The organism is Aeromonas sp. FDAARGOS 1418, assembly GCF_019048585.1.
In the GTDB taxonomy this organism is placed as follows: domain Bacteria; phylum Pseudomonadota; class Gammaproteobacteria; order Enterobacterales; family Aeromonadaceae; genus Aeromonas; species Aeromonas caviae.
On record NZ_CP077387.1, the window covers coordinates 265,621 to 287,384 of the forward strand.

At 61.7% G+C, this 21,764-nt stretch carries 25 protein-coding genes; 11 read left to right on the forward strand and 14 right to left on the reverse strand.

Translation table 11 applies throughout. The features are described from left to right. Positions 1 to 55: 55 nt before the first annotated feature. Positions 56 to 514, reverse strand: coding sequence for an Lrp/AsnC family transcriptional regulator (locus I6L48_RS01330; protein WP_039039724.1), 459 nt, complete (start codon positions 512 to 514; stop codon positions 56 to 58). A gap of 96 nt (positions 515 to 610) precedes the next feature. On the opposite strand from I6L48_RS01330, the gene I6L48_RS01335 reads away from it, so the two are divergent. Beyond that, a complete protein-coding gene (locus I6L48_RS01335) occupies positions 611 to 1,486 on the forward strand; it encodes a DMT family transporter (protein WP_216987695.1) in 876 nt (291 codons plus the stop codon). Positions 1,487 to 1,538: 52 nt separating this feature from the next. On the opposite strand, the gene I6L48_RS01340 is transcribed toward I6L48_RS01335, so the two are convergent. Next, positions 1,539 to 3,032 (reverse strand): histidine-type phosphatase, encoded by a 1,494-nt coding sequence (locus I6L48_RS01340; protein ID WP_113069033.1) that lies wholly within the window; start codon positions 3,030 to 3,032, stop codon positions 1,539 to 1,541. A gap of 383 nt (positions 3,033 to 3,415) precedes the next feature. Between I6L48_RS01340 and I6L48_RS01345 the strand changes: the two genes are divergently transcribed. Beyond that, positions 3,416 to 3,748, forward strand: a complete 333-nt coding sequence (locus I6L48_RS01345; protein ID WP_039039727.1) for a hypothetical protein — start codon at positions 3,416 to 3,418, stop codon at positions 3,746 to 3,748. Positions 3,749 to 3,862: 114 nt separating this feature from the next. Here I6L48_RS01345 and I6L48_RS01350 read toward each other — a convergent pair whose 3' ends face one another. The 3 genes from I6L48_RS01350 to I6L48_RS01360 form a co-directional block, all read right to left on the reverse strand. Next, entirely contained in the window at positions 3,863 to 4,462 is a 600-nt protein-coding gene (locus I6L48_RS01350) for a Yip1 family protein (protein ID WP_029314835.1), read from the reverse strand. A gap of 237 nt (positions 4,463 to 4,699) precedes the next feature. Further along, positions 4,700 to 6,043 carry a potassium channel family protein gene (locus tag I6L48_RS01355; protein WP_043152903.1) on the reverse strand — a complete coding sequence of 448 codons (1,344 nt, stop codon included), beginning with the start codon at positions 6,041 to 6,043 and terminating at the stop codon, positions 4,700 to 4,702. A gap of 225 nt (positions 6,044 to 6,268) precedes the next feature. After that, positions 6,269 to 6,850, reverse strand: a complete 582-nt coding sequence (locus I6L48_RS01360) for a YjaG family protein (protein ID WP_010672811.1) — start codon at positions 6,848 to 6,850, stop codon at positions 6,269 to 6,271. A 161-nt stretch (positions 6,851 to 7,011) separates the two neighbouring features. Here I6L48_RS01360 and I6L48_RS01365 point away from each other — a divergent pair, with 161 nt between their 5' ends. After that, on the forward strand, positions 7,012 to 7,956 hold the full coding sequence (locus I6L48_RS01365; protein WP_113069034.1) for a D-2-hydroxyacid dehydrogenase: 945 nt from the start codon (positions 7,012 to 7,014) through the stop codon (positions 7,954 to 7,956). Between the two features lie 63 nt (positions 7,957 to 8,019). Here the strand turns inward: I6L48_RS01365 and mepM are convergent, their stop codons facing one another. Continuing rightward, positions 8,020 to 9,357 carry a murein DD-endopeptidase MepM gene (mepM, locus tag I6L48_RS01370; RefSeq protein WP_113069035.1) on the reverse strand — a complete coding sequence of 446 codons (1,338 nt, stop codon included), beginning with the start codon at positions 9,355 to 9,357 and terminating at the stop codon, positions 8,020 to 8,022. Between the two features lie 270 nt (positions 9,358 to 9,627). Between mepM and I6L48_RS01375 the strand changes: the two genes are divergently transcribed. Both I6L48_RS01375 and I6L48_RS01380 read left to right on the forward strand, forming a co-directional pair. Continuing rightward, positions 9,628 to 10,929 (forward strand): LapD/MoxY N-terminal periplasmic domain-containing protein, encoded by a 1,302-nt coding sequence (locus tag I6L48_RS01375; protein ID WP_113069036.1) that lies wholly within the window; start codon positions 9,628 to 9,630, stop codon positions 10,927 to 10,929. After that, entirely contained in the window at positions 10,926 to 11,867 is a 942-nt protein-coding gene (locus I6L48_RS01380; protein ID WP_216987696.1) for a TAXI family TRAP transporter solute-binding subunit, read from the forward strand. The genes I6L48_RS01375 and I6L48_RS01380 overlap by 4 nt, the downstream gene beginning before the upstream one ends. On the opposite strand, the gene I6L48_RS01385 is transcribed toward I6L48_RS01380, so the two are convergent. Both I6L48_RS01385 and znuA read right to left on the reverse strand, forming a co-directional pair. Next, positions 11,862 to 12,536, reverse strand: coding sequence for a transglutaminase-like cysteine peptidase (locus I6L48_RS01385; RefSeq protein WP_010672806.1), 675 nt, complete (start codon positions 12,534 to 12,536; stop codon positions 11,862 to 11,864). The two genes, I6L48_RS01380 and I6L48_RS01385, sit on opposite strands and share 6 nt — an antisense overlap. 76 nt (positions 12,537 to 12,612) lie before the next feature. Further along, complete coding sequence (gene znuA / locus I6L48_RS01390; protein WP_216987697.1) at positions 12,613 to 13,551, reverse strand: zinc ABC transporter substrate-binding protein ZnuA; 939 nt, start codon at positions 13,549 to 13,551, stop codon at positions 12,613 to 12,615. 94 nt (positions 13,552 to 13,645) lie between these two features. Between znuA and znuC the strand changes: the two genes are divergently transcribed. After that, positions 13,646 to 14,410 (forward strand): zinc ABC transporter ATP-binding protein ZnuC, encoded by a 765-nt coding sequence (gene znuC, locus I6L48_RS01395; RefSeq protein ID WP_010672804.1) that lies wholly within the window; start codon positions 13,646 to 13,648, stop codon positions 14,408 to 14,410. A gap of 9 nt (positions 14,411 to 14,419) precedes the next feature. Beyond that, positions 14,420 to 15,199, forward strand: a complete 780-nt coding sequence (znuB, locus tag I6L48_RS01400; RefSeq protein WP_010672803.1) for a zinc ABC transporter permease subunit ZnuB — start codon at positions 14,420 to 14,422, stop codon at positions 15,197 to 15,199. Positions 15,200 to 15,303: 104 nt separating this feature from the next. On the opposite strand, the gene I6L48_RS01405 is transcribed toward znuB, so the two are convergent. Further along, positions 15,304 to 16,221: a LysR substrate-binding domain-containing protein gene (locus I6L48_RS01405; protein WP_216987698.1), complete on the reverse strand. Its 918-nt coding sequence runs from the start codon at positions 16,219 to 16,221 to the stop codon at positions 15,304 to 15,306. A gap of 91 nt (positions 16,222 to 16,312) precedes the next feature. On the opposite strand from I6L48_RS01405, the gene I6L48_RS01410 reads away from it, so the two are divergent. Beyond that, on the forward strand, positions 16,313 to 17,170 hold the full coding sequence (locus I6L48_RS01410) for a DMT family transporter (RefSeq protein ID WP_010672801.1): 858 nt from the start codon (positions 16,313 to 16,315) through the stop codon (positions 17,168 to 17,170). On the opposite strand, the gene I6L48_RS01415 is transcribed toward I6L48_RS01410, so the two are convergent. Beyond that, positions 17,167 to 17,757 (reverse strand): uracil-DNA glycosylase family protein, encoded by a 591-nt coding sequence (locus I6L48_RS01415; RefSeq protein ID WP_041214394.1) that lies wholly within the window; start codon positions 17,755 to 17,757, stop codon positions 17,167 to 17,169. The two genes, I6L48_RS01410 and I6L48_RS01415, sit on opposite strands and share 4 nt — an antisense overlap. A 102-nt stretch (positions 17,758 to 17,859) precedes the next feature. On the opposite strand from I6L48_RS01415, the gene rarD reads away from it, so the two are divergent. After that, positions 17,860 to 18,753 carry an EamA family transporter RarD gene (rarD, locus tag I6L48_RS01420; RefSeq protein ID WP_216987699.1) on the forward strand — a complete coding sequence of 298 codons (894 nt, stop codon included), beginning with the start codon at positions 17,860 to 17,862 and terminating at the stop codon, positions 18,751 to 18,753. Next, a complete protein-coding gene (locus tag I6L48_RS01425) occupies positions 18,750 to 19,085 on the forward strand; it encodes a GIY-YIG nuclease family protein (protein ID WP_216987700.1) in 336 nt (111 codons plus the stop codon). The genes rarD and I6L48_RS01425 overlap by 4 nt, the downstream gene beginning before the upstream one ends. Before the next feature lie 50 nt (positions 19,086 to 19,135). Here I6L48_RS01425 and pspG read toward each other — a convergent pair whose 3' ends face one another. The 4 genes from pspG to I6L48_RS01445 all read right to left on the reverse strand — a co-directional run bounded on the left by pspG (position 19,136) and on the right by I6L48_RS01445 (position 21,208). Further along, on the reverse strand, positions 19,136 to 19,354 hold the full coding sequence (gene pspG, locus I6L48_RS01430) for an envelope stress response protein PspG (RefSeq protein WP_010672797.1): 219 nt from the start codon (positions 19,352 to 19,354) through the stop codon (positions 19,136 to 19,138). Between the two features lie 47 nt (positions 19,355 to 19,401). Beyond that, entirely contained in the window at positions 19,402 to 19,608 is a 207-nt protein-coding gene (locus I6L48_RS01435; protein ID WP_010672796.1) for a PspC domain-containing protein, read from the reverse strand. Between the two features lie 2 nt (positions 19,609 to 19,610). Next, positions 19,611 to 20,273 carry a phage shock protein PspA gene (gene pspA / locus I6L48_RS01440; RefSeq protein WP_113069039.1) on the reverse strand — a complete coding sequence of 221 codons (663 nt, stop codon included), beginning with the start codon at positions 20,271 to 20,273 and terminating at the stop codon, positions 19,611 to 19,613. A gap of 206 nt (positions 20,274 to 20,479) precedes the next feature. Next, entirely contained in the window at positions 20,480 to 21,208 is a 729-nt protein-coding gene (locus I6L48_RS01445) for a 1-acylglycerol-3-phosphate O-acyltransferase (protein WP_039039739.1), read from the reverse strand. A gap of 163 nt (positions 21,209 to 21,371) precedes the next feature. On the opposite strand from I6L48_RS01445, the gene I6L48_RS01450 reads away from it, so the two are divergent. After that, the gene (locus I6L48_RS01450; protein ID WP_039039817.1) at positions 21,372 to 21,752 is read left to right on the forward strand and encodes a hypothetical protein; all 381 of its coding nucleotides are present in this window, start codon (positions 21,372 to 21,374) and stop codon (positions 21,750 to 21,752) included. The last annotated feature ends 12 nt before the right edge of the window (positions 21,753 to 21,764 follow it).

Below are 21,764 nucleotides of genomic sequence, written 5' to 3' on the forward strand. Positions count from 1 at the left end.
CCTTTCCCTGACGGCGCTCCCGCAATGCCGGCAAGGCTTCGGCGTAGCCCCCTCTTTACCCGGGCAGCAAGGCGCCGCAACGCTTGTGCTGTCCCATGACCACCAGAGTCTTGAAACTGCGTACCTGATCCCTGGCATGGAGCACCCGACGGGTGAACTGCTCGTAACTTTGCATGTCCCTGGCGGCCACTTGCAGCACGAAGTCCTGCTCCCCCGTCACATACCAGAGATCCATCACCTCGGGTTCCCGCTGCAGGCTGGCGATCATCTCATCGACGATGCGGCCATGATCCCGCTCCAGGGTCACCAGCACCAGCATGGTGATGGGCCAGCCCATGGTGGACGGTGCCACCAGCGCCACTTCCCGCTCGATGAGACCGGACTCCCGCAAGGCGCGGACGCGGCGGTAGCAGGCAGGGGCGGAAAGACCGACCCTGTGGGCCAGCTCCGGCGTGGGCAGACGGGCATCCTGTTGCAGCTCGGCGAGGATGAGCAGATCAAATTTGTCGGTCATGGGGTTCATTAGATAAAAATTATCGCACAAGGCCAGTATTAGACCGGTTTTACCCAAGTCTCCAGATATATTTTACTGCCCATCGTCCTGCTCGGTATGAACACCATGCAACCCAATCCCAATGCCCTCTCCTCTCTTCTGGCCGTCCTGCTCGCCATGTTGTCGATCACCCTCGGCGCCTCCCTGGCCAAATCCCTGTTTCCCCTGCTGGGAGCCGCAGGTACGACCCTGTTCCGGCTGGGGTGCGCCGCCCTCCTTCTCTCCCTGGTGTTTCGCATCTGGCGTGTCCCCCTCGACCGACGCATCCTGCTGGGCGCCATCCCCTACGGCCTGTCGCTTGGGGCCATGAACCTGCTCTTCTATCTGGCCATCGCACGCATTCCCCTCGGCGTAGCCCTGGCCATCGAGTTCATCGGCCCCCTGACGGTGGCCCTGCTCTCCTCACGCCACCGAGCAGACTTCATCTGGCTGATACTGGCCATCGCCGGGCTGCTGCTGCTCTTGCCCCTGCGGGCAACACAGCAGGCCATCGATCCCCTGGGTGCAGCGTTGGCTCTCGGGGCTGGCCTCTTCTGGGGGCTCTATATGCTCACCGGCAAGCGGGCAGGAGCCTTGCTGGGCGCACAGGCTCCGGCGCTGGGCATGTGGGTGGGCACCCTGCTGGAATTGCCCTTCGGGCTGGAGGGTGCGATCGAGGCGTCATTCACCGTCCCCGTGATCCTCACCATCATCGGGGTGGGGCTGCTCTCGAGCGCCATCCCCTACTCTCTCGAGATGTTTGCCCTGCGCCGCCTTCCCCTCAAGAGCTACGGCATTCTCACCAGCGGTGAACCGGCCATGGGCGCCCTGATGGGGCTGATGCTGCTGGGGGAGCAGTTGCCTCCGTCCCAGTGGTTCGGGATAGCTGCCATCATCGCCGCCTCCATGGGCACCACCTGGCAGGCGGGTCGTCGACAAGTCGGCTCCGCCTGAACCAAAAAAAACGGGGCCGGCGATGACCGGCCCCGGGGATGGCACGAGAGCGTCAGGACGAGTAGTCGTAACAGCGTTTGAGCTCGCCGAAGTCATAGAAGAAGCTGCCCACCGCAATAGGGGCACAACCTGCCTTGAAGGCGAGCTCCTTCTCGTTGTAAAGCATCTTCACCAGCACCCGGCCGGCCTCGTTGCGGTAGACATCCCACTGGATGTTGGCCGCATAGGGAGAGACCCAGCCGCCACGCCATTCGTTGTTTTCCTGGCTCATCAGCACGCCAGGCTGGGCGCTCTGACGACTCCCTTCCAGCTCCATCAGGGCCGCCAGCGGGATCAGGGTCTCCGCATGGGCGAAGCGCAGCTTGGCGACATGCTCACCAGCCTCTTCCACCACCTGGGTCTGTACCTCGTTGAAGAGGCCGTCAAGCAGGGGCTGGGCCACGGCGTAGGTGGCGCTCTGGCTGGCAAGACTCGGCCCCTTCTCGTAGAAGTCCTCGGCATCGGAAAGGTAGGAGAACCAGGCAGACTCCTCTGGCGTGATGAACTGCTCGAGATCCCAGGACCCGCCTTGTGCCTGCGCCTCCCGGATCATCCCCGGGCCGATGATGAAGAGGTTGTAGAGCATGAGGGCGGCGTCCACCTCGTCGCGCACATGGGTCTTGCCGCCGTCTTCCGGGTTCACCGCCACATAATCCACCCCGGCGGCCAGCTCGTCGACGAAGGCCTTGCTGTAGAGACGCTCGAGCATCTCGCGAGCCATCACCCGGGTCCTGGGCAGGGCCTTGAGCGCATCGAGGGCCTCGGTCAGCTCGGGAGCGGGAGCCACCCCGTTGTCTTCGTCCCCGACAAAGGCCTGATAGGCCTGGAAGGTGGGCAGATACCGGGTGTACTCCCCCTGCGGCTCGGTCTTGTGGAAGTAGAGCTCGAACTTGTTGCGCAGCCCCTTGTCGATCTCGGAAGGGTTCTCCTGGCTGACGTAACAGTCGGGGCTGTCCGTCACCAGAGAGACCCGTTTGGCCAGGCTCTGCATGAAGAAGTAGGCGCTTTCGTTGGCGCGATCCTTGCCCGATGTCTCGACCTTGAGGCAGAGGGGAGTCGATTCAGTGGTCAGCAGGGTGGGCAGCCGTTCGGCGAGCCGGGTCGCCAGGTTGGCGTGCTCCTCCTTGCCGAGCGCACTCAGCAGGCCATAGCCGAGGGTCTGGTTGGCGGCCGTGACGGCGTCCACCTTGGCGCCGAGCCGTTGGCCCAGCTCGGTCAAGGCCCCCTGTCTCGCGGCCTCCTCCCACACCAGCTTGGTCAGCACGTCGTATTTGGGGCTGGACAGCGAGCGGGAGCCATGGCGTGCCACCAGTTCAGTGAAGACGGGACTAAAGCCTTCAGGGGCCACCTCATAGCTGTTCATTGCCTGACGGGCGGCATAGACCGCCTTGGTGCTGTATTGATAGCCGCCGACGGCGGGCGAGGAGGAGTCATTGCCCGAATGGCAGCCGCTCAGCAGGGTGGCCGCCACGCAGGCGGCAAGGGAAGAGACGCGAAACATAGTCATCCTTGAACCAGTGTGAAAATGAAGCCGCACAGTACGCACCGGATGTGACAATCCGGTGTCAGGTCTGGGACATGCACCTCTCTCCTGAAGGGTGAAGCCCCTCCAACCGGCCTGCTTCCTCCCCACAAAACATCATTCATATTTTTTGAACGTGTAGGCCAGTTTATCTCGCTAACAATGGCCGGGTGAGGCGCTTAATATTCACACATCGCTTAGGCAGGAGCGCCAAGCCGCAAAACAACTGGTCGTTCATGGCAGTCCCCCATCCATATGGGCGACAAACATCCGTGACAAAACAACACACCATTTGAATGACCTCTTGCAAGGATGCATTGATGCAGGCCTGTCAGGCCTTGCCAATGACATAAAAACCAAGAGAGTGAATGAACATGAAAAACGTGATCAAGATGCTGGCCGTTGCAGGCCTGATGAGTGCCGGTGTTGCCCAGGCTTCCGTCCCCGCCGACTTCAACGCCACCCCGGGTGTGCTGTTCGTGAACTGGCATGCCAGCGCCGCCATGGCCGGCAAGGCCAACCCCATGCTGGAGGTGCGCGATGAATCCGGTGATCTGGTGGCCTCCGTCCACGCCAACCTGATGGGTACCCAGCAGGTACAGATCCCGAGCCGCGCCCAGGGCAACCTGACCGTCAGCCTCGGCGATCAGAGCAGCGATTACCGCATCCCGTTCGGTATCGGCAGCGGCAATCCCCGCTGATCAACGCAGACGACGTCCCTCCCGGGTCTGGCAAAGACACGCCGACCAGGCGAGAGATCAACGACAAGGGCGCCATCAAGGCGCCCTTGTCGTCGTTGCCGTCGGCACGCACGGCTACTGGGTGAAGACGGGACCGAAGCCGGATCCCCACAGGATGGCCGTGGCAGCCAGCACGCAGACCAGCAGCACCAAGCCGACCGTCACCACTGAGCTGGCGTAGATGAATCCCTGCTCCTTGGTGATGTGCATCAGGATGGGCACGCCGATATAGAGCAGGTAGACGGAATAGGTCAGCCCGACCAGACCGATGAGCATCACGAACCAGAGATGCGGGAAGAAAGCGGAGAAGCCCACCATGAAGAGTGGCGTGGAGGTGTAGGCCGCCAGCTCCAGCGAGGTCGTGTAGCTGGGATCCGAGCCGAAGGTATGCCCCATCCAGTGCACCAGATAGGAGAGTGCCAGCACGCCGATGATAAGGGTCACGTACATGGCGACCGACAGCTTGAATGCGCTGTTGGCGGTCAGGGTGATGGGATCGCCGACCCCGATGCTCCAGCCGATGTGAACGGCGGAATAGTAGGCGCAGATGGGAGGGATAAGGGCCACGAGCAGGATGTGGGTCAGACTGTTTCTGAAGCTGTCGTGCCGCTCGTCTATGGTATGCCATTCGGTGTGGGGATGGGCATACAATCCCCATAAGTGATTCAATATCATAGCGTTATTCCTTCTCTACATCGGTGGTTGGCGGATCGATACCGGGCTTTCTCCTCTGATTGCGTCATGTCCGGGCGCTGGTGGCGCCATCGCTTGCCATGGCATGCGATGACTTTAAATAAAGTCGCTCCACCGCCGCTGCGTCAAGCAAGGTCGCCGGGACAGCCGGGAGGGATGGGAAGACAGCAGGAGGGCACCGGAAGCGGGCACTGATGGCACCCGCCGCCGGCGCTCCCGTCAATACTGCTTGGTTTTCGAGGCAAAACCCGCGAGGAAGAGACCGGTCAGGAACATGCCGCAGAAGGCTTCGATGGCCGACAGCAGTTGCAGCGGCGAGGAGGTCTGGGAGATGTCCCCATAACCCAGGGTCACGAAGGTGACGATGCTGAAATAGAGAGAGCGCCCCAGATGGCCGTGGGTTGCAGACTCCGGCGCCAGGAAATAGGTCAGGGTCGCCAGCAGGATCACCCCCATCGACATCAGCAAGCTTCTGATGGGACGCTCCCCAAACCCCCAGGTGATGAAGCTGATGAACTTGCCCGCGCACTTGAGATAGCACAACAGGGAGAGCCAGCACTTCGTCATCGGACCGCTGCGCAACCAGCGCTCCCGGAACAGCTCCCGCGGGCTCGCCAGGGACTTCATCTCGTGCAGCTTCTCCTTGTAGTAGCACTCGCCGGCGTCGACGGTGTCACCCACGCTGGAGAAGAGACGCTTGGCATTGCGATAGAGTTTGCTCGCCTCGTTGTGGTCGATCCGCCCATTGTCGTTGTAGACCACCTCCACCTTGTCCAGGTTGGTGTGCTCCATGGTGGCATCGAAGTTCTTGGCGCTGACGCTGAAGTTTTTCAGCACCGCCCGGGAGGAGTGGAAGCGGATCTCCTCGCACTCTATGGTGAAGTCCTGAAAGACCCCGTCCTCCAGCGCCAGCTCCCGCTTCTTGGCCCAGGCCCTGTGGTCCCACAGCAGGGAGTCGAACAGATCGAGCCCGATCACCCCGCCATTGACCCTGACCCCCTTGGCCGAGCAGTGCCACAGATAAACCTTGGAGTTGTTGACGGCCCCATCGAGAGAGAGCTCGTCGAGACAGGTAAAATCGAGCAACCGGCCGGAGATGATGGGGCTTTTGAGGGTAACACCGCCGATGTTGAGCAGACGATGCTTGCCCAGCACCTGGGCCTCCCCCTTGTTGTTCTCCGAGACCGAAAGCAGGCTTTGCACCCGTTTCACCTCGTCATTGCCATGTTTTCCCGCCAGCCACATGCTGTAAGGCTCGAAACGGGTCTCCGAGCGGATGAGGCCGCTCTTGCGCAGGGATTCCAGTGCACTCGAGGCGCTCTCATACAGGCGGACCTTGTCGTCGCTCATGTAGACACAAAGGCTCAGCACGCAGCGGGAGCTGATGAAGCGGGCGATGCCGATCTGGAAGATCACGCTTTTTTCTATCTTCTGCTCCGCCATCCAGTCGTCGAAATGGGGCAGCGACGCCACCAGCAGCGCCCAGATACGGGGATAATCGTTCTCACGCCGCCACTCGTTGAATTGCTCGGGGGAAAGCTGCCAAAGCTCTGTTGCATTCATAGATGACCTCAGTAATGGAGATGTTCTCGTCGGTGATTCTCTGTCAAGTGCAACCAATAGAAGCGAGCTTACAACAGCAACGAATGGCCCCTAAGAATCAGGAGAAAAAAAGTTAACCATTTGAAAAAAATGCATAAATGCTTTCTCACACACCAAAAAATGAACGCTCAGAGATAAAAAAAACTCCCGACCGGGAGCTTTTTCTATGGGCAGTACGCGATGGCATTACGCCTCCAGGCTGATGCCGATGTTGGAGACGCCGTCCTGGGCCGCGAAGGCGCGGATGGCAAGGATGCGATCGCTGTCCCGTTCATGGGCCACCCGTTTGAGCAGTTCGACCTGGAACTCCAGCTCCGCCTCCATGTACTCGTGCTCATAGAGCTCATCATCGCTGAGATCCCGCTCTTCCAGCATCTCGATGAAGCCGGCGACCGTGCCGACAGACGCATGGCTGGCGTCGTTGGCCTCTTCCCCCACCCGGCAGATCACCGAGTTGTAGGCACAACCCAGCGCCACGCAGGCGTCCAGTGCCGGATAGGCGCCGTAGGATTCAAACTTGCGGGGATCGGGAATGTAGACTTCAAACGCTTCCAGAATGGCACCAAGATTGACGCGGGATCCCTTGACCGTCAGGTAGTTCCACATCTGATCCAGCGCGTGACGGAATGCCCTCGCATCCCCGAAACCGGAGGCCTGGGTAAAGAGCACATAGTTGGGGTACATGCGCTCTGCCAGCGCCAGGGTATAGACGGTTTGCTGCCAGGGCTGCAGCTCGGCCAGTCGCTTATAAAACTTGTCACCAAACACTGGAGTCGGATCCTTTGCAAAATGTGGGGCAGATTGTAGCCCACGAGGGCCCCGTCTAAAAATGAAAAAGCGCCCTGCTCGACTATCTTGCCCGATCAACTGGGGTAAGATGGAGACAGCATCCCTCTCGCCTTGCCATAAACACGATAAGGAACAAGAGTATGAGCCAACGTACCCTGCTGCTGTTGAGTCAGGACAACAGCCACTATGAACGCCTGCTCAAGGCGGCCCATCTTCCCCATCTGCACATTCTTCGGGCCGACAATCAGGCCGAGGCCGAACAGCTTATCGGTGACGCTCATATCCTGATGGCCGAGCCTGCCCGGGCCAAGCCGCTGCTGGCCAAGGCCGGCAAGCTCAGCTGGCTCCAGTCGACTTATGCCGGGGTCGATGTGCTGCTGGACGCCAGTTGCCGCCGCGACTACCTGCTCACCAATGTCCGCGGCATCTTCGGCCCCTTGATGAGCGAGTATGTGTTCGGTCATCTGCTCAGCCTGACCCGCCAGTTGCCACTCTATCGCGAGCAGCAGCAACAGGGCGTCTGGCAGAGCCATCCCTATCAGGGCTTGAAGGGAAAGACGCTGCTGCTGCTCGGCACCGGTAGCATCGGGCAGCATATCGCCCACACCGGCAAACATTTTGGCATGAGGGTGCTCGGCATCAGCCACAGTGGCCGTGAACGTGCCGGGTTCGATCAGGTGTACCAGTTGCCAGCACTCAACAAGATGCTGGCCCAAGCCGATGTCATCGTCAGCGTGCTGCCCGCCACCCGCGAGACACGCCATCTCTTCACCGCCGAACGCTTCAGCCACTGCAAACCGGGCGCCATCTTCTTCAACGTCGGCAGGGGCAATGCCGTCCATGAGGGGGAGCTGCTGGCGGCACTGCAAGCCGGCAAACCCGCCATGGCGGTGCTCGATGTGTTCGAGCAGGAACCCCTGCCCGCTGACAGCCCGCTCTGGCACCAGCCCAATCTCATCGTGACGCCCCACAACAGCGCCTACAGCTTCCCGGAAGATGTGGCCCAGATCTTCATCCGCAACTACATCCGCTTCATCGACGGTCAGCAGCTGGACGGCCGGATCGACTTTGACAAGGGTTATTGAAGCCGTTCTGCAATGAAAAGGCCCCGCCAGTTGGCGGGGCCTTTTTCGTCAGGAGGGAGCCGTTCAGCCCGCCTCCATCTCTTTGCGGTAGCTCTTCACCTTGGCGAGGAACTGACGCTTGTCCTTGCCGGAGAGCGGCTCCGCCATCGGCAGCTTGATCTTCATGGGATCCACCGGCCGGTTGTTGATGCGTACTTCGTAGTGCAGGTGAGCACCGGTGGAACGGCCCGTATTGCCGGAGAGGGCTATCTTGTCGCCCATTTTCACCTTCTGCCCGGGTTTCACCAGCAGCTTGCTCAGGTGCAGGTAACGGGTCATCAGGGTACGGCCGTGCTTGATCACGACATAGGTGCCTGCCAGCGGGTGGCTGGTTGCCTTGAGGACCACACCATCACCGGTCGCCATGATGGGCGTGCCTACCGGCAAGGCAAAGTCGGTCCCCTCATGGGGCCGGACCTGCCCGGTAATGGGATGACGGCGATTCGGGTTGAAACTGGAGCTGACCCGGTAACGGCTGTGAGTCGGATAACGGCGGAAACCGCGCTCCAGGCTGTTTGCCTGACCGTCATAATAGTTGCCATCTTCCGACAACCAGGCTGACACGGCCTTGCCCTGGCTGAACACCTCGACCCCCAGCAACTGGGTATTGCCCGTACTCTTGCCGTCGACCGTCTCCTGACGGACCAGCACCTTGAACTTGTCACCTTTTTTCAAATCCTTGGCGAAGTTGAGGCGCCACTGGAACAGGTTGGCAATCTTCTGGATGTGGTTGGCCGGGATACCGGCATTGCGGGCGCTGACGTAGAAGCTGCCGTTGATGACACCGTCATAGCTCTTCTGCTGCCACTCTACCTCTTCATTGAGCATGTTGGCGCTATAGGTGTCGTCGGTACGCTCCAGCACCAGGGTCTGCTTGATGTTCAGGCGGATCTTCAGCTGCTGCAGAATGTTGTCCTGATCGATCAGCAACTCGATGGTCTGACCGGGTTTGAGGCGCGCCAGGTTGTTCTTGGCATCCGCATCCAGCACCTTGTAGAGGGTGGTGGTGGACAGCCCCAGGTTGTTGAAGATGGCGGTCAGATTCTCGCCGTTGCGCACCCGGTAATCCTGCCATTGAGGCGTGGCATCGGCCGGGATGTCGTCTTCGGGAGCGGCTGACTCGACCAGCTCGTGATCCGGGATGTCGTTGAAGTCGGTGTTGTCTTCGTTGGTTGCTGTGCCCGTGGTGGCGATCGGCAACTCCAGACGCAGTGGCCGCTCCAGGATGTCACCTGGAGCTGGCAATACGGCTACCGCTGACAGCGTCATGGCCGTGAGCAATAGCATGGCATAGAAATGCTTGCGGGGAACCGGGGGTTCCCAATTGGCAGCCTGGGCTACCAAGGGACGGAGACGTTTCATCCGCTATCCTGTTATTAGATCTAAGGGTGGTGGTTGTGGGTCTGTTTTTATGAGTTTTTATTATGAAAACCGAATATCTGGCTTTTAGACCTAAATACTTACAAAAAGTTCATAGCTCCATGCACGAAACTCACATTTTATGCATAACCTTCCAGCATGGGCAGAAATGATCGTCATTTTCAGCCATTTTTTTCTATTTTTAAGAACCAAGTCCGGTTGTGGTGCTCTCCGGCCCAGAAAATGTTGCAAAAACATCTCCATGGAGTGGGTATGTCATTGGCAAAATTGTTAAATGTAATCATTCTGATCCTCTTCACCATCGGCGCCGCGCTGCTGCTCGTGCTGGAGATCACCACGGTACGACAGTCTATTCTCGACCAGATGTCGGCCAACCTTGAAACCGCCATCACCGCGCTGGGGCTGGTGCTGCAGGGTACCTTGCTCAACGATGACAAGGTCCTTGCCGAGACCATAGTGAACGCCATGTTCGACGGAGGTTTCGTCAACTCCGTCGTCCTGCTGGATCCGGATGGCCAGGTGCTGTTCCAGAAGGTGTTCCACACCGCACAGCAAAATGTTCCAGGCTGGCTCCCCTCAGTTATCGACATGCCACCGGTCAGGATTGAGCAGGAGTTGACCGACGGCTGGCGCATTCTCGGTACCCTCACGCTCGAGGGACACAAGGGTTACGCCTACCAGCATCTGTGGAACGCCATCAGTCGTACCGGGCTCGCGTTGCTCGCCGGCCTGCTGGTGTTCAGTCTGGTGATCACCTGGGTGTGCCGCCGCCTGCTGCGCCCCCTCGAACAAGTCAGTCTGCAACTGACCCGGATCCGCAAACGCCAGTTCAGCGGCAACCTGCCAACCCCGTGGCTTCGCGAATTGCAGGAAGTCGTCGTCTCCATCAACCAGTTGGTCTCCGAACGCAAACGGGACCTGCTGCAACAACGGCTGAAGATCACCCAGCTTGGCAAACACGACGCCCTCCCGACCCACCAGAAGCTCGTTGGTCTGGTCGACACCGATGGCAACACCTATCAGCAGCATTTCTTCTCCACTCAGGGGAGTATCAGGCTCTACAGCCGCCTGCTACCCAAGCACCCCCCCACCACGGACAGCTCGCCGGATGAAATTCGGGCGCTGCTCAACGACTGGCTGACCCAGAAGGCGGAAGGGCTCCAGCTACCTCTCAGCCTGCTCGGCCATCCAGACTGGGCGCAGTTTGCCCCCGTGCTGGCCAGCGCTCGTGGCAAGACACTGGACTGGCGCTGGGATCTGGCTATCTTTCCCCCCCTGGCCGAGGAGCGACTGACTGCACTCCAGTCCCAGGGGATTGAGCTGGCCTTCAGCAACATCCCGATGAACAACGACAATCTGGCCAGGCTCGACCCCATCAGACCCGTCTTCATCAGTTGCCAGCTCACCCAGTCCCCCCTTTATTGGAACCTGCTCTCCCAATGCCTCCATGCTTCCGGCTACACCTTGCTGGCGGAAGCAGGCGACGTGAGCGATGTAGACATGCTGCGCAGTTGGGGCATCGATGGTTATGCCACTCAGGAGAATGCATCATGAGGATCCCGCTGCTGCTGCTCGCCCTGCTGTGGCAACCGACCCTGCACGCGACCACCATGACCATAGGCACAGGGGGGGAGCAAGGCATCTATTACCAGGTCATCAAGGAGTTCTGCAGACTGGCCAAAAAAAGTGACCCCACGATGCCCTGCAAACTACAGGCCAGCTCCGGGTCCATCGAAAATCTCCGCCAGCTGAAAACGGGAGAGGTACCCTATGCGCTCGTCCAGTCCGACTGGCTCTATCAGGCCAGCCAGGGCACCGGGCCTTTCGCTGCCCAGCCACAACCCGAGCTGAGGGCGCTCTTTGCCACCCACGCCGAACCTTTCACCATAGTGGTGCGAGCCGATGGGGATATCACCACCCTGGAGCAGCTCAAGCTGGCCCCCATCGACATGGGCCTGAAGAGTTCAGGGACTCGTCAAACGGCATTGGCCCTGTTCAATGTTCTGGGCGCAAAGGAGCAGGATCTCGATTTGAAGAGCGTCGCCAATCTCTCCGAAGCGTTGTGCAATAAACAGATCGATGCCTATGGCCTTGTCATGGGTCATCCCAACCGCATCGTGGTGGACACCGCCAAGCGCTGCGCCGTGCGCTTCCTGGCGATCGAGGGGCCCGTCAGGGACCAGCTGCTCAAGGGGGTCAGGTATTATCAGCGCAGCCAGGTGCCGGCACGCATCTACCCGGGCAACCTCAAGGCAACCCCGACCTTCGCCATCGCGGCCACCCTGGTGACCAATGCCGCCACCCCGGATGACGAGGTCTATCGGCTGACCCGGGCCATGCTGAGCCAGCAAACCAGTTTCAACGAACAGACCTATGGCTATGCGAACCTGTTTCACAAGGCGCGCAACAAGATAGGCCCGGTGCTGAGTGTCGAACAGCATCCGGGCGCGGCAAAATATTTCGAGGAGTTGAAGGCGGCGGGCAAGTTATAGCTGGCGACGGGGGGAGCGCAGATGCTCGCTGGAGAAGCGGCTCTGCATCGAGGTCCACTGGGCCAGGCGATCGGCGCTCCCCGCCAGGGTTCCTTCGCGGCGGGATTTCATGATCCAGATGCTTTTGGCATCGAAACTGTAAACCGGCTGCAGATCATTGCGCTTGCTCCCCGGCAAGATGCGGCCATTGATGTTGTCCAGTACCAGGGGATCTGACTTGATGGTCGAGAAGTACAACGTCACCATGTGGAACTGGTTGTAACGGAGTGCCTTCACATAGGCCAGCCGCAGCTTCTTCTCGTCGACCCCCAGCTCCATCAGGGTGTAGTACTTGGCGATGCTGTAGTCCTCGCAATCCCCTCCTCTCGCCCCGATGAACTCCAGCGGATTGGCCCAATAATCATCATCCCCCCACAGTCTGGGGTCCTCGCTGTAGGTCAGGTTGTTGAAGTAGTTGTTCACCAGCTCCAGCTTCTGCTGGTCCGTGGTTCCGGCCCTTGGCGTCAGCAGCCGAGAGAAGGCCTCGGACCGCTGGATCGCTCTGGCGCCATAGACAGCCTGCATTTTTGCCCTGAGTTCCGGGCTGGCAATGAGCTCGGAGAGACCGGATGCCTGCACGCCGGATCCCAGCAGGGTCAGCGTGCAGGCGGAGACGAGCAACCATTTCATGACTGACACTCCATATCAGATGCTGGAGGTCAGTATAGTTGGCCGCGTCGCCTCTATCGTCAATGTCGGGCAAGGCTTAGCGGCACTGGGCGAAGGCGTCAGCCAGCTGCTGCATGAATTGCGGATAACCGTCCGGACCGAGCGGCACCTGCTCGCCGACTTCGTCCAGCAGCAGCACCTTGGCCCCGGTATTGCGGGCGACCGACTCGATCACCGCCGGGGAGAACTGCGGCTCGGCGTAGATGCAGCTCGCCTTCTTCGCTTCCAGCGCCTTGCGGATATCAATCAGCGTCTTGGCTCCCGGACGACGCTCCGGGCTCACGGTGAAGTGTCCCTTGGAGCTCATGCCGTAGTGGCGCTCCCAGTATCCATAGGCTTCGTGGAACACGAAGTAGCCCTTCTGATCCACCGCCTTCATCTGCACGGCGATCACCTTGTCCAGGGCGTCAACCTTGCCCTCGAAGGCCGCGAGATTGGCGGCATAGCGCGCCTGGTTGGCAGGATCCAGCTTGCCCAGTTCGGTCGCAATCGCCTTGGCAATCACCTTGGCCTGGGTTGGACCCAGCCAGATGTGGGGATCCACCCCTTCGTGGTGGTGCCCTTCATGGCCCTCGTCGTGCGAGCCGTGGTCATGGGCGGCATGGTCATGATCCTTGTCATCATGGTGATGATCGTCATGCTCCCCCTGGGTCGCATAGTTGTACAGCGGCATGCCGGGAACCTGGGTCAGGGTCAATACATGAGGATGCCGGGCAAGGGGTTTGGCCATGAAGCCTTCCAGCTCGGGACCGACCCACACCACCAGATCGGCCTCGTTGATGCTGCGAATATCGGAAGGGCGCAGGGAAAAATCGTGGGGCGACGCGCCGGTGGGCAGCAGCACCCCGGGCTCGCTCACGCCATCGGTGATCGCCGCCGCGATGAAGCCCAGGGGTTTGATGGTGGTCAGCACCTCGAGGGCACGGACAGGCAGACTCACCGCCATCAGGGCAGTGATCAGAGCAAGAATTCGCATAGAGGTCTCGTCAGGGAGTATGTGTGTGATAATATAACAAACCAACGTCGCTGTTATATTATAACTCTCACAGGCTGTAAACCCCGGAGCTGTCATGACCCAACTGGTGGAGCTGAAAGAGGTCTGTCTCTCATTTGACGGACGACTCGTGCTCGACAAGGTCTCCTTTACCCTGAACAAAGGCAAAATCACCACCCTGGTCGGCCCCAACGGGGCGGGCAAGAGCACTCTGAGCAAGCTGGTGCTGGGCTTGCTCCGCCCAGATTCGGGGGACATCGTCCGCCGCCGCGATCTGCGGGTCGGCTATGTACCCCAGCGCCTCTATCTGGACCCCACCCTCCCCCTGACGGTGCGCCGCTTCCTGCAGCTTGGCAAGAACAGCCGCCTCTCCATCGAGGAGGCGCTCAATCGGGTCGGCGCCCAGGATCTGCTGGACAACCGGATGCAAAAGCTCTCCGGTGGCGAGATGCAGCGGGTACTGCTGGCCCGCGCCCTGCTGGTCAAGCCCGAGCTACTGGTGCTGGACGAACCGGTGCAAGGGGTAGATATCACGGGCCAGATCGAGCTCTATGCCCTCATCAGCCAGCTGGCCGCCGAGTTCCACTGCGCCGTGCTGATGGTCTCCCACGATCTGCACCTGGTGATGGCCAGCACTCACGAGGTGATCTGCCTCAATCGCCACGTCTGCTGCCACGGCGAGCCACAGAGCGTGGCCCGGCACCCGGAATTTGCCCGCCTGTTCGGGCGACCGGAGCGGGAGGTGCTGGCGGTCTATACCCACCATCACCACTGCGATGGCGAACACCATCATCATGAACCGCAGGCTCCCGTCATCCGCCTGCCCTCTCGCAACAACTAGGATCTTCACGTGGACAGCTTTCTGTTATACGCCCTCGCGGCCGGACTCGGCATCGCCCTGCTGGCCGGGCCGCTTGGCAGCTTCGTGGTGTGGCGCAAGATGGCCTATTTTGGCGACACCCTCTCCCATGCCTGCCTCTTCGGCATTGCCCTCGGCATCCTGCTGCAGGTGGACCTCACCCTGGCGGTCGTGGTCTGCTGCCTCGCCATGGCGATGCTGCTGGTCATCATGAGCCGCAACCAGCAGGTGGCCACCGACACCCTGCTCGGCATTCTGGCCCACAGCGCCCTGTCGCTGGGTCTGGTCACCCTGAGCTTCATGGACAACGTGCGGGTGGATCTTATGGCCTACCTGTTTGGCGACCTGCTCTCGGTGCAGCCCATGGACCTGCTCTGGATCTACGGCGGCGGCGCCCTGGTGCTGCTCACCCTGTGGCGGCTCTGGGATCCCCTGCTCTCCATGACCATCTCGGAAGAGCTGGCCCGGGTGGAAGGGGTGCGGGTAGATGTGCTGCGCTGCGTGCTGATGTTGCTGATAGGCCTGGTCATCGCCGTGGCCATGAAGTTCGTCGGGGCGCTCATCATCACCTCCTTGCTGATCATTCCCGCCGCCACCGCCCGCCGCTTCAGCCAGACCCCGGAGCAGATGGCCGGCTTTGCCGCCCTGACAGGCTGTCTCGCCGTGCTGGGGGGCCTTGCCCTCTCCTGGTATCAAGACACCCCGGCCGGTCCCTCGGTCGTAGTCTGCGCCACCACCCTCTTTGTACTGAGCCAGTTCAAGCGCACCTGACCCGCTCCTGATGGTCCTGGTCTCGCCAGTGCCATCAGGCCTCTCGAATCAGACTCCTGCGTCGTGGGCTGCACCGTCCATTCTGCATAGGGCCCCCAGCCCGTTCAGACGCGCCTGAGAGGCTCGTTTTCCCCGGGTCTCAGGCTCGCCTGCGACTCCTGCCACAGCCACTGACGCAACCGGCTGATGGCGGGTTCATGGGCACGCGAGCGCTTGAAGACGAAATAGAAGTTGTCGCCGGTCTCGAGGGCGTGCAGGGGCAGCCGCACCAGACGCGGATCCTCCGGCTGCAACATGTAGTCGTTGATGAGCGCCATTCCCTGGTCCCAGTTCGCCGCCTCCAGCGCGAGCAGGATATGGCTGAAATGGTGCACCCTCGCCTCGGGGGGAATGGTCAGCCCCCCCATTTCGGCCCAGCGCCGCCAATCTTCCCCCTTCTCGCGGTAGATAGCCTGGATGGAGAGCAGCGGCAACTGCCACAAGGTGGCGGGCCAATCCCCTTCCACCTGCTGCCACATCCGGCGACTGCACACCGGCATCAGCCGCTCCCGATAGAGCAGATCGTGCATGTAGCCCGGCCCTTCGGGGGAGACGGTGATGAAACCGTCCGCCACCCTGTCGGAGAGCTCGGGATCTTCCGCCACCATCTCCAGGCTGAGATCCAGCTCGGGATAGAGCTGACGCAGCCCGGCCAGGCGAGGGATCAGCCACTTCACCGCAAAGGAGCTGTAGACCGCGAGCCGCACCCGCAGCTCGCCGCCGCCGCGCAACTGCTCGCTGCTCTGGGCAATCTGGACCAACCCGGCGGCGATCCCCTCGAAATAGATCTCCCCCTGGGGTGTCAGGGAGAGCAGCCGCCCCTGGCGCAGCAGCAGCCGCTCCCCCAGAAAATCCTCCAGCAGACGGATCTGGTGACTGACCGCACTCTGGCTGACATTGAGCTCCAGGGCGGCGCGGGAAAAACTCAGCAGGCGGGCAACCACCTCGAAATATTGAACGGCGCGCAGGGGGGGCAGCTTCATTATCCAAATTTCTCATGCGTGATGATTTTTTATCATTTTACTGGATAACAGGCCGCGGGCTACCCTCCCCTCATCTGAATCTGGAGGTGGTATGAATGCAGTCGGGATAGGCATCCTCTATCTGGTGCTCGGCAACATGGTGGCGGTCTTCTCCGATGCCCTGGTCAAGGTGCTGGAGCCGGACCAGCCCATTTTCCAGTTTGTCTTTTTCCGCCAGCTCTCCGCAGCCCTGCTGCTCGCCCCCTGGCTGCTCTGGTCCTGGCGGCGCAACCCGCCGGTAGCCCTCAAGTGGCACCTGCTGCGGGCCCACATCTGGGCCGTCGGCGTCTGCCTGATGGTGGTCGCCCTCACCCGGCTGCCGCTCGCCACCGCCAACGCCCTCTTCTATGCCGCCCCGCTGCTGATGGTGCCGCTCGCGGTCTGGCTGGCGGGGGAGGCACTCTCGCGCCAGAAGGTGCTGACGGCGCTGCTCGGCTTCGTCGGGGTGCTCATCGTGCTACGCCCGACCGAGGTAAACTGGGCCGCCCTGGCGGCGCTCGGGGTGGCGCTCTCCCTGGCGGTCAACAACCTGCTGATCAAGCGCATCCCGCTCCAGCAGCCCATCGCCCAGACCCTGTTTTTCACCAATGTGCTGAGCATGCCCTTCATCCTGGCGCTGGCCTGGTGGGAAGGGGGCGAGTGGCAATGGCAGATGTGGTGGCCCGCCTTCGGCTCCTCGGCGCTCATCATGGTCTATGCAGGATTGTGCGTGATGGCCTATCGCAAGGCGGAGGCGAGCAAGATCGCCTCGGCAGAGTACACCGGGCTGCTGATGGCGGTCGCCATCGGGGTCTGGCTGTTTGACGAACAGCCGGGGCTGCCGCTGCTGCTGGGGTGCCTGTGCATCATACTGCCGCTGGTCGCCATGGCCCGCAGCAAGCCCAAGCCCCAGGCCGAGCCGGCGCTCTAGCCTGCCGGGTCAAGCAGGGGGGCGACCCTCTGCTGCAGATGGGGAATCACCCCCTGCTCGAACCAGGGGTTCTTCCTGAGCCAGAGGGTGTTGCGCGGGGACGGGTGCGGCAGCGGCAACCAGGCCGGGCCATAGTCCGCCCAGTGTCGCACCGTCTCGGTGAGCGATCCTTTCGCCGCCGCCCTCAAGTAGTAAGCCTGCGCATACTGGCCGATGAGCAGGGTCAGCTCGATGTTGGGCAGCAGCATCAGTACCTTGTCGTGCCAGGTGGGGGCACATTCCGGGCGCGGCGGCAGATCCCCCGACTTGCCCCTGCCGGGGTAACAGAGCCCCATGGGCATGATGGCGATGCGGGATTCATCGTAAAAGGTGGCCTTGTCCACCCCGAGCCACAAGCGCAGCCGATCGCCGGAGGGATCGTCCCAGGGGATGCCGCTGGCGTGTACCCGGGTGCCGGGGGCCTGGCCGATGATGAGCAGACGGGCGCGCTCGTTGCCGCGGATCACCGGCCTTGGGCCGAGCGGCAGGTGGGCCTCGCACAGGCGGCAGGCCCGGATCTGTTCAAACAGGGGATCGAGTCGGTTCATGGGCCCGATAGTACCAGAGTTTTCTCCCCGCTCCCGCTTGTGAAAGGGGCGGCGGATACTTATCATGCAGCCGCCATTGTTTAGTTTAATAAACGGAGAGAGATGAAGAACTGGATGGGCACCGGCAGCGCGGCCCTCTCATTCGTGCTGTGGGGCATGCTGCCCCTCTATTACCAGTTCATGCCGGAGATCAACATGTGGGAACTGCTTTCCCACCGGGTGCTCTGGTCCGTGGTGCTGCTGGGAGGCCTGCTTCTGCTCCTCGGCCAGCGGGTACCCTGGGGGGCCCTGCGCGGCGATCCCCGGCAGCTCGGCCTCGTGCTGCTGGCAGGCCCCGTGATGTCCATCAGCTGGTGCATGTTCACCTGGTGCCTGACCACAGGCCAGGTGCTGGCCACCAGCCTCGCCTTCTTCATGACCCCGCTCTTCAACATCGCCTTTGCGGTGCTCTTCCTCAAAGAGAAGCTCACCCCGCAAAAACACCTGGCGGTGGCGCTCGCCCTGGCGGGGCTCGCCTACATGCTCTTCTCCTACGGCCAGCTGCCCTGGTTCTCCCTCGTGATGGGGGCCAACTTCGCCCTCTACGGCCTCATCAAGAAGAAGGTGAGACTGGACGCCGGTACCAGCCTCTATCTGGAGTCCCTGGTGCAGTTGCCCGTCGCCCTTCTCATCATCGGCTGGCTGACCTTGCAGGGCACCAGCCAGTTTATGGCCGGTGACTGGGGTGACAAGCTGCTGCTGATGGGCAGCGCCCCCGCCACCCTGCTGCCGGTGGGGCTGTTCTGCTATGCGGTGGCGCGCACGCCCATGAGCACGGTGGGACTGCTGCAATACATAGAGCCGAGCCTCGCCTTCCTGCTCGCCCTCTTCTGGTTTGGCGAGATCCCGGATCCGGTGAAATCCGTGGGCTTTGCCTTCGTCTGGGCCGGCCTGCTGGTGAGCCTGCTGCCCCTGCACCGGCTTGGGCGCCAGCGGGCCAGGTGGCGTACCTCGTGACCCTCACCACCCCCACTCCCTCCCGCTGGTTTGTCTATCTGGTGCGCACCGGCACCGGGGCACTCTATGCGGGGATCAGCACGGATCCCGAGCGGCGACTGCGTCAGCACCAGAGCGGCAAGGGGGCCAGAGCCCTGCGCGGCAAGGGGCCCCTCTCCCTGGTATGGCAGCAGGAGGTCCCCGGCAAACGCGAGGCGCTGCGCCTCGAGTACCGCCTCAAGCAGCAGAGCAAGGCGTTCAAGGAGCGCCTGGTACACGAGCCGGCGTTGTGGCACGGCTGGAGCCTTTCCTGGCTTGCCACCCCGCACACCGACCCTGTGTCGCCCCCATAAAAAGGGCCACTGCAAGCAGTGGCCAAGGAAGGATGCGAAATCAGGGAGGCTTAACGGTAGGTGTTCGACTGCTTGCGCCTGTTGCTGAGTAGCCAGCACACCACCAGCACCACCAGCAACCAGGGCGCCAGCTTGATGATGAGGGCAAACATGCCGGCCAGGGCGCCAAACAGCACGAAGACCCCGCTCACCAGCAGCATGGCCAGCACGGTGAATCCGGTCAGCGCCATGCCGATCAGCACCAGGATCAAGACGATAAATTCCAGCATGTTGTGCTCCTCACGGGCTTGCACTTGCCGACGGGGCGATCCGGAGATCACCCCAGCCAGCGTTGAAGTTCACGGCGGGGAGGCATGACGAGCACCCCCACCAGATAGAGCGCCAGGGCCAGCGGCGGCATCAGGATCAGGGCGAGCAGGGCCACCACCCGCACCGTCACTCTGGACACCCCCAGCCCTCTGGCAAGACCGGCGCAGACCCCGGTCAGCTTGCGATGGGCGAGATCCTTGGGCCAGGGTGTCATGGTTATGCCTCCACCTTCTGACCCTTGAGCCGGGCCAGTTCCCGCTCAATCTCGTCGTTCAGCTCCAGCTCGCGGAACTGGGCCTCGAGGGACGGGTTCTGCCCCAGGGTCGCCGCCTCCAGCTGGGCCTCCAGCTGATCGACACGGTTCTGGAAGCCGTCGAAGCGGGCCACCAGCTCGTGCATGCGCTGGTTGTCCACCTGGGCACGGGCACGGATGCGGCTGTGGGCGGTCTGCTCGCGCAGGGTCAGCAGTTTCTGCTTCTCCCGCGCCTCGGTCAGCTTGGCCGCCAGTCGCTCGCTGTCGGCGGTGAGCTGGGCCAGCACCTCGGCCACCCGCGCCTTGTCCTCTTCCAGCCGCTCGCACTGCTTCATCTCCGCCAGCTTCTCGGTGAGGGCGGCACGGGCCAGATCTTCGCGGCCCTTCTGGATGGCGAGTTCGGCCTTGGCTGCCCACTCCTGGATCTGGTTGCGCAGCGCCTGCTGATGGCGCTCCAGCTGTTTCTGTTCGGCGATGACGCGGGCGGCCTGCGTTCTCATCTCGACCTGGACCTGCTCCATCTCCTCGATCATCAGCCGCAGCATCTTCTCCGGCTCTTCGCTCTTGTCGAGCAGGCTGTGCAGGTTGGCATTGATCACGTCGGTCAGGCGGCTGAATACGCTCATGGTCTGGCTCCTTGTTGATGGGGTGTCACTCTCTTCCCATGACATTACAAGAGCCGTGCCAGAATATTTTTTCCTTTATTTACAATTAGATGAAAGTTGACGATGGATGTTCACCGGATACAGCGTGGTGAAAAAAACCAACAAGATGGTGATTTTTACCAATAAAAAAGGGAGCCAGCGGCTCCCTCTCTTCTCTGCAACCGGGCTCAGGCCGCCGGCCGATGGCCAAGCTTGCCATCCAGCTCCGCCAGCTTGGCTTCCATCTTCTCCCGGCAGGTGTCGGAAAGCTCGCGGATGCCGGCGGCGCCGTGCTCCTTGCTGCACACCGGGGCCATCACTTCCAGCAGTACCTCGCCGTTGTCCCAGCGGTTGAGATCGACCTGACCGAAGTAGCTGGAGCAGACGATGGGCACCACGGGCACCTCGGCCTGGACGGCAGTGTGGAAGGCCCCCGCCTTGAACGGCAGCAGACCACGCCCCTGGGAGCGGGTCCCCTCCGGGAACATCCAGATGGAGGTGCCGCGATGCTTGATGCGATCCACCACCTGGCCGATGGTGCCGATGGCGCGGGAGCGGTTGGAGCGGTCGATCAGCACGTTGCCGGAGAGCCAGAAGATGAGACCGAAGAAGGGGAGCCACAGCAGGCTCTTCTTGCCCACCGCCACCACGCCGGGCTGCACGGCGCCGGTCACGGTGAAGATGTCGTAGTTGCTCTGGTGATTGCAGACATAGACCGCAGGCCCCACCGATTTGACCTCGTCGGCCACCGTCACCCGGACCTTGAGGCCGATCAGCGGGCAGACCGCATGATACATGCGGGCGAAGACATAGACGTTGTTCGGGTGGCGCGGGCGCACCAGACAAAGCAACAGGCCGAACAGGAACCAGAAGACGAGCAGCAGTGCCAGCAGCAGCACACGGGCAAGTTTGAGCATCGAACACCTCGGAATTTGACTCGGCGCAGTATACTGGTCCCCCTTTTAGCGAACAAGCGTTCGCCAGACAGAACCGACCAGCCCCGGACGCCACCGGCCACCCCGGCTTGCCCCACCCGCCATTGCCCGCTAGGATGTGGCCATCTTGATGAACGGGGCGAGCATGATTTTGCAACAACGCGCGGCGACACGACTCCTGCTGCTGGTCTGCCTGCTGGTGCTCAATTGCGCGGCCCAGCCGCTGGCCCGCCTCGCCCTGCTCGATCACGCCGTGAGTTGCCAGACCCTGCCCCAGTTTGCCTCAGCCGACGACCAGGCTGACAAGGGCACGCCCGCCAGTGTGCAGCCCAACAGCTGCCAGCTCAACGGCAAGTGGCTGAGCGCCGCCAGTCTGCTGTGCGTGGAGCAACTCTTCTTCGCCATCGCCTTCGTGATTGCCCTGCTGGTGCCCCTGTCACGGCGCGCGCCGGCACTGCCTCCCCCCATCAATGTCTCGCCGCCGGAGCGGCGACTGCACCTCACCCTCTGCGTCTGGCGGGAATGAGTTCAGCCGCGC

Coding starts and splice junctions, on each gene's coding strand:
- rarD (WP_216987699.1), top strand. CDS start 17,860: ATGAAGAACTGGATGGGCACCGGCAGCGCGGCCCTCTCATTCGTGCTG.
- I6L48_RS01335 (WP_216987695.1), top strand. CDS start 611: ATGAACACCATGCAACCCAATCCCAATGCCCTCTCCTCTCTTCTGGCC.
- I6L48_RS01345 (WP_039039727.1), top strand. CDS start 3,416: ATGAACATGAAAAACGTGATCAAGATGCTGGCCGTTGCAGGCCTGATG.
- I6L48_RS01375 (WP_113069036.1), top strand. CDS start 9,628: ATGTCATTGGCAAAATTGTTAAATGTAATCATTCTGATCCTCTTCACC.
- I6L48_RS01435 (WP_010672796.1), bottom strand. CDS start 19,608: ATGACACCCTGGCCCAAGGATCTCGCCCATCGCAAGCTGACCGGGGTC.
- I6L48_RS01365 (WP_113069034.1), top strand. CDS start 7,012: ATGAGCCAACGTACCCTGCTGCTGTTGAGTCAGGACAACAGCCACTAT.
- I6L48_RS01340 (WP_113069033.1), bottom strand. CDS start 3,032: ATGACTATGTTTCGCGTCTCTTCCCTTGCCGCCTGCGTGGCGGCCACC.
- znuA (WP_216987697.1), bottom strand. CDS start 13,551: ATGCGAATTCTTGCTCTGATCACTGCCCTGATGGCGGTGAGTCTGCCT.
- I6L48_RS01330 (WP_039039724.1), bottom strand. CDS start 514: ATGACCGACAAATTTGATCTGCTCATCCTCGCCGAGCTGCAACAGGAT.
- I6L48_RS01405 (WP_216987698.1), bottom strand. CDS start 16,221: ATGAAGCTGCCCCCCCTGCGCGCCGTTCAATATTTCGAGGTGGTTGCC.
- I6L48_RS01350 (WP_029314835.1), bottom strand. CDS start 4,462: ATGATATTGAATCACTTATGGGGATTGTATGCCCATCCCCACACCGAA.
- I6L48_RS01410 (WP_010672801.1), top strand. CDS start 16,313: ATGAATGCAGTCGGGATAGGCATCCTCTATCTGGTGCTCGGCAACATG.
- mepM (WP_113069035.1), bottom strand. CDS start 9,357: ATGAAACGTCTCCGTCCCTTGGTAGCCCAGGCTGCCAATTGGGAACCC.
- I6L48_RS01450 (WP_039039817.1), top strand. CDS start 21,372: ATGATTTTGCAACAACGCGCGGCGACACGACTCCTGCTGCTGGTCTGC.
- I6L48_RS01415 (WP_041214394.1), bottom strand. CDS start 17,757: ATGAACCGACTCGATCCCCTGTTTGAACAGATCCGGGCCTGCCGCCTG.
- I6L48_RS01380 (WP_216987696.1), top strand. CDS start 10,926: ATGAGGATCCCGCTGCTGCTGCTCGCCCTGCTGTGGCAACCGACCCTG.
- pspG (WP_010672797.1), bottom strand. CDS start 19,354: ATGCTGGAATTTATCGTCTTGATCCTGGTGCTGATCGGCATGGCGCTG.
- pspA (WP_113069039.1), bottom strand. CDS start 20,273: ATGAGCGTATTCAGCCGCCTGACCGACGTGATCAATGCCAACCTGCAC.
- I6L48_RS01445 (WP_039039739.1), bottom strand. CDS start 21,208: ATGCTCAAACTTGCCCGTGTGCTGCTGCTGGCACTGCTGCTCGTCTTC.
- I6L48_RS01355 (WP_043152903.1), bottom strand. CDS start 6,043: ATGAATGCAACAGAGCTTTGGCAGCTTTCCCCCGAGCAATTCAACGAG.
- I6L48_RS01385 (WP_010672806.1), bottom strand. CDS start 12,536: ATGAAATGGTTGCTCGTCTCCGCCTGCACGCTGACCCTGCTGGGATCC.
- znuC (WP_010672804.1), top strand. CDS start 13,646: ATGACCCAACTGGTGGAGCTGAAAGAGGTCTGTCTCTCATTTGACGGA.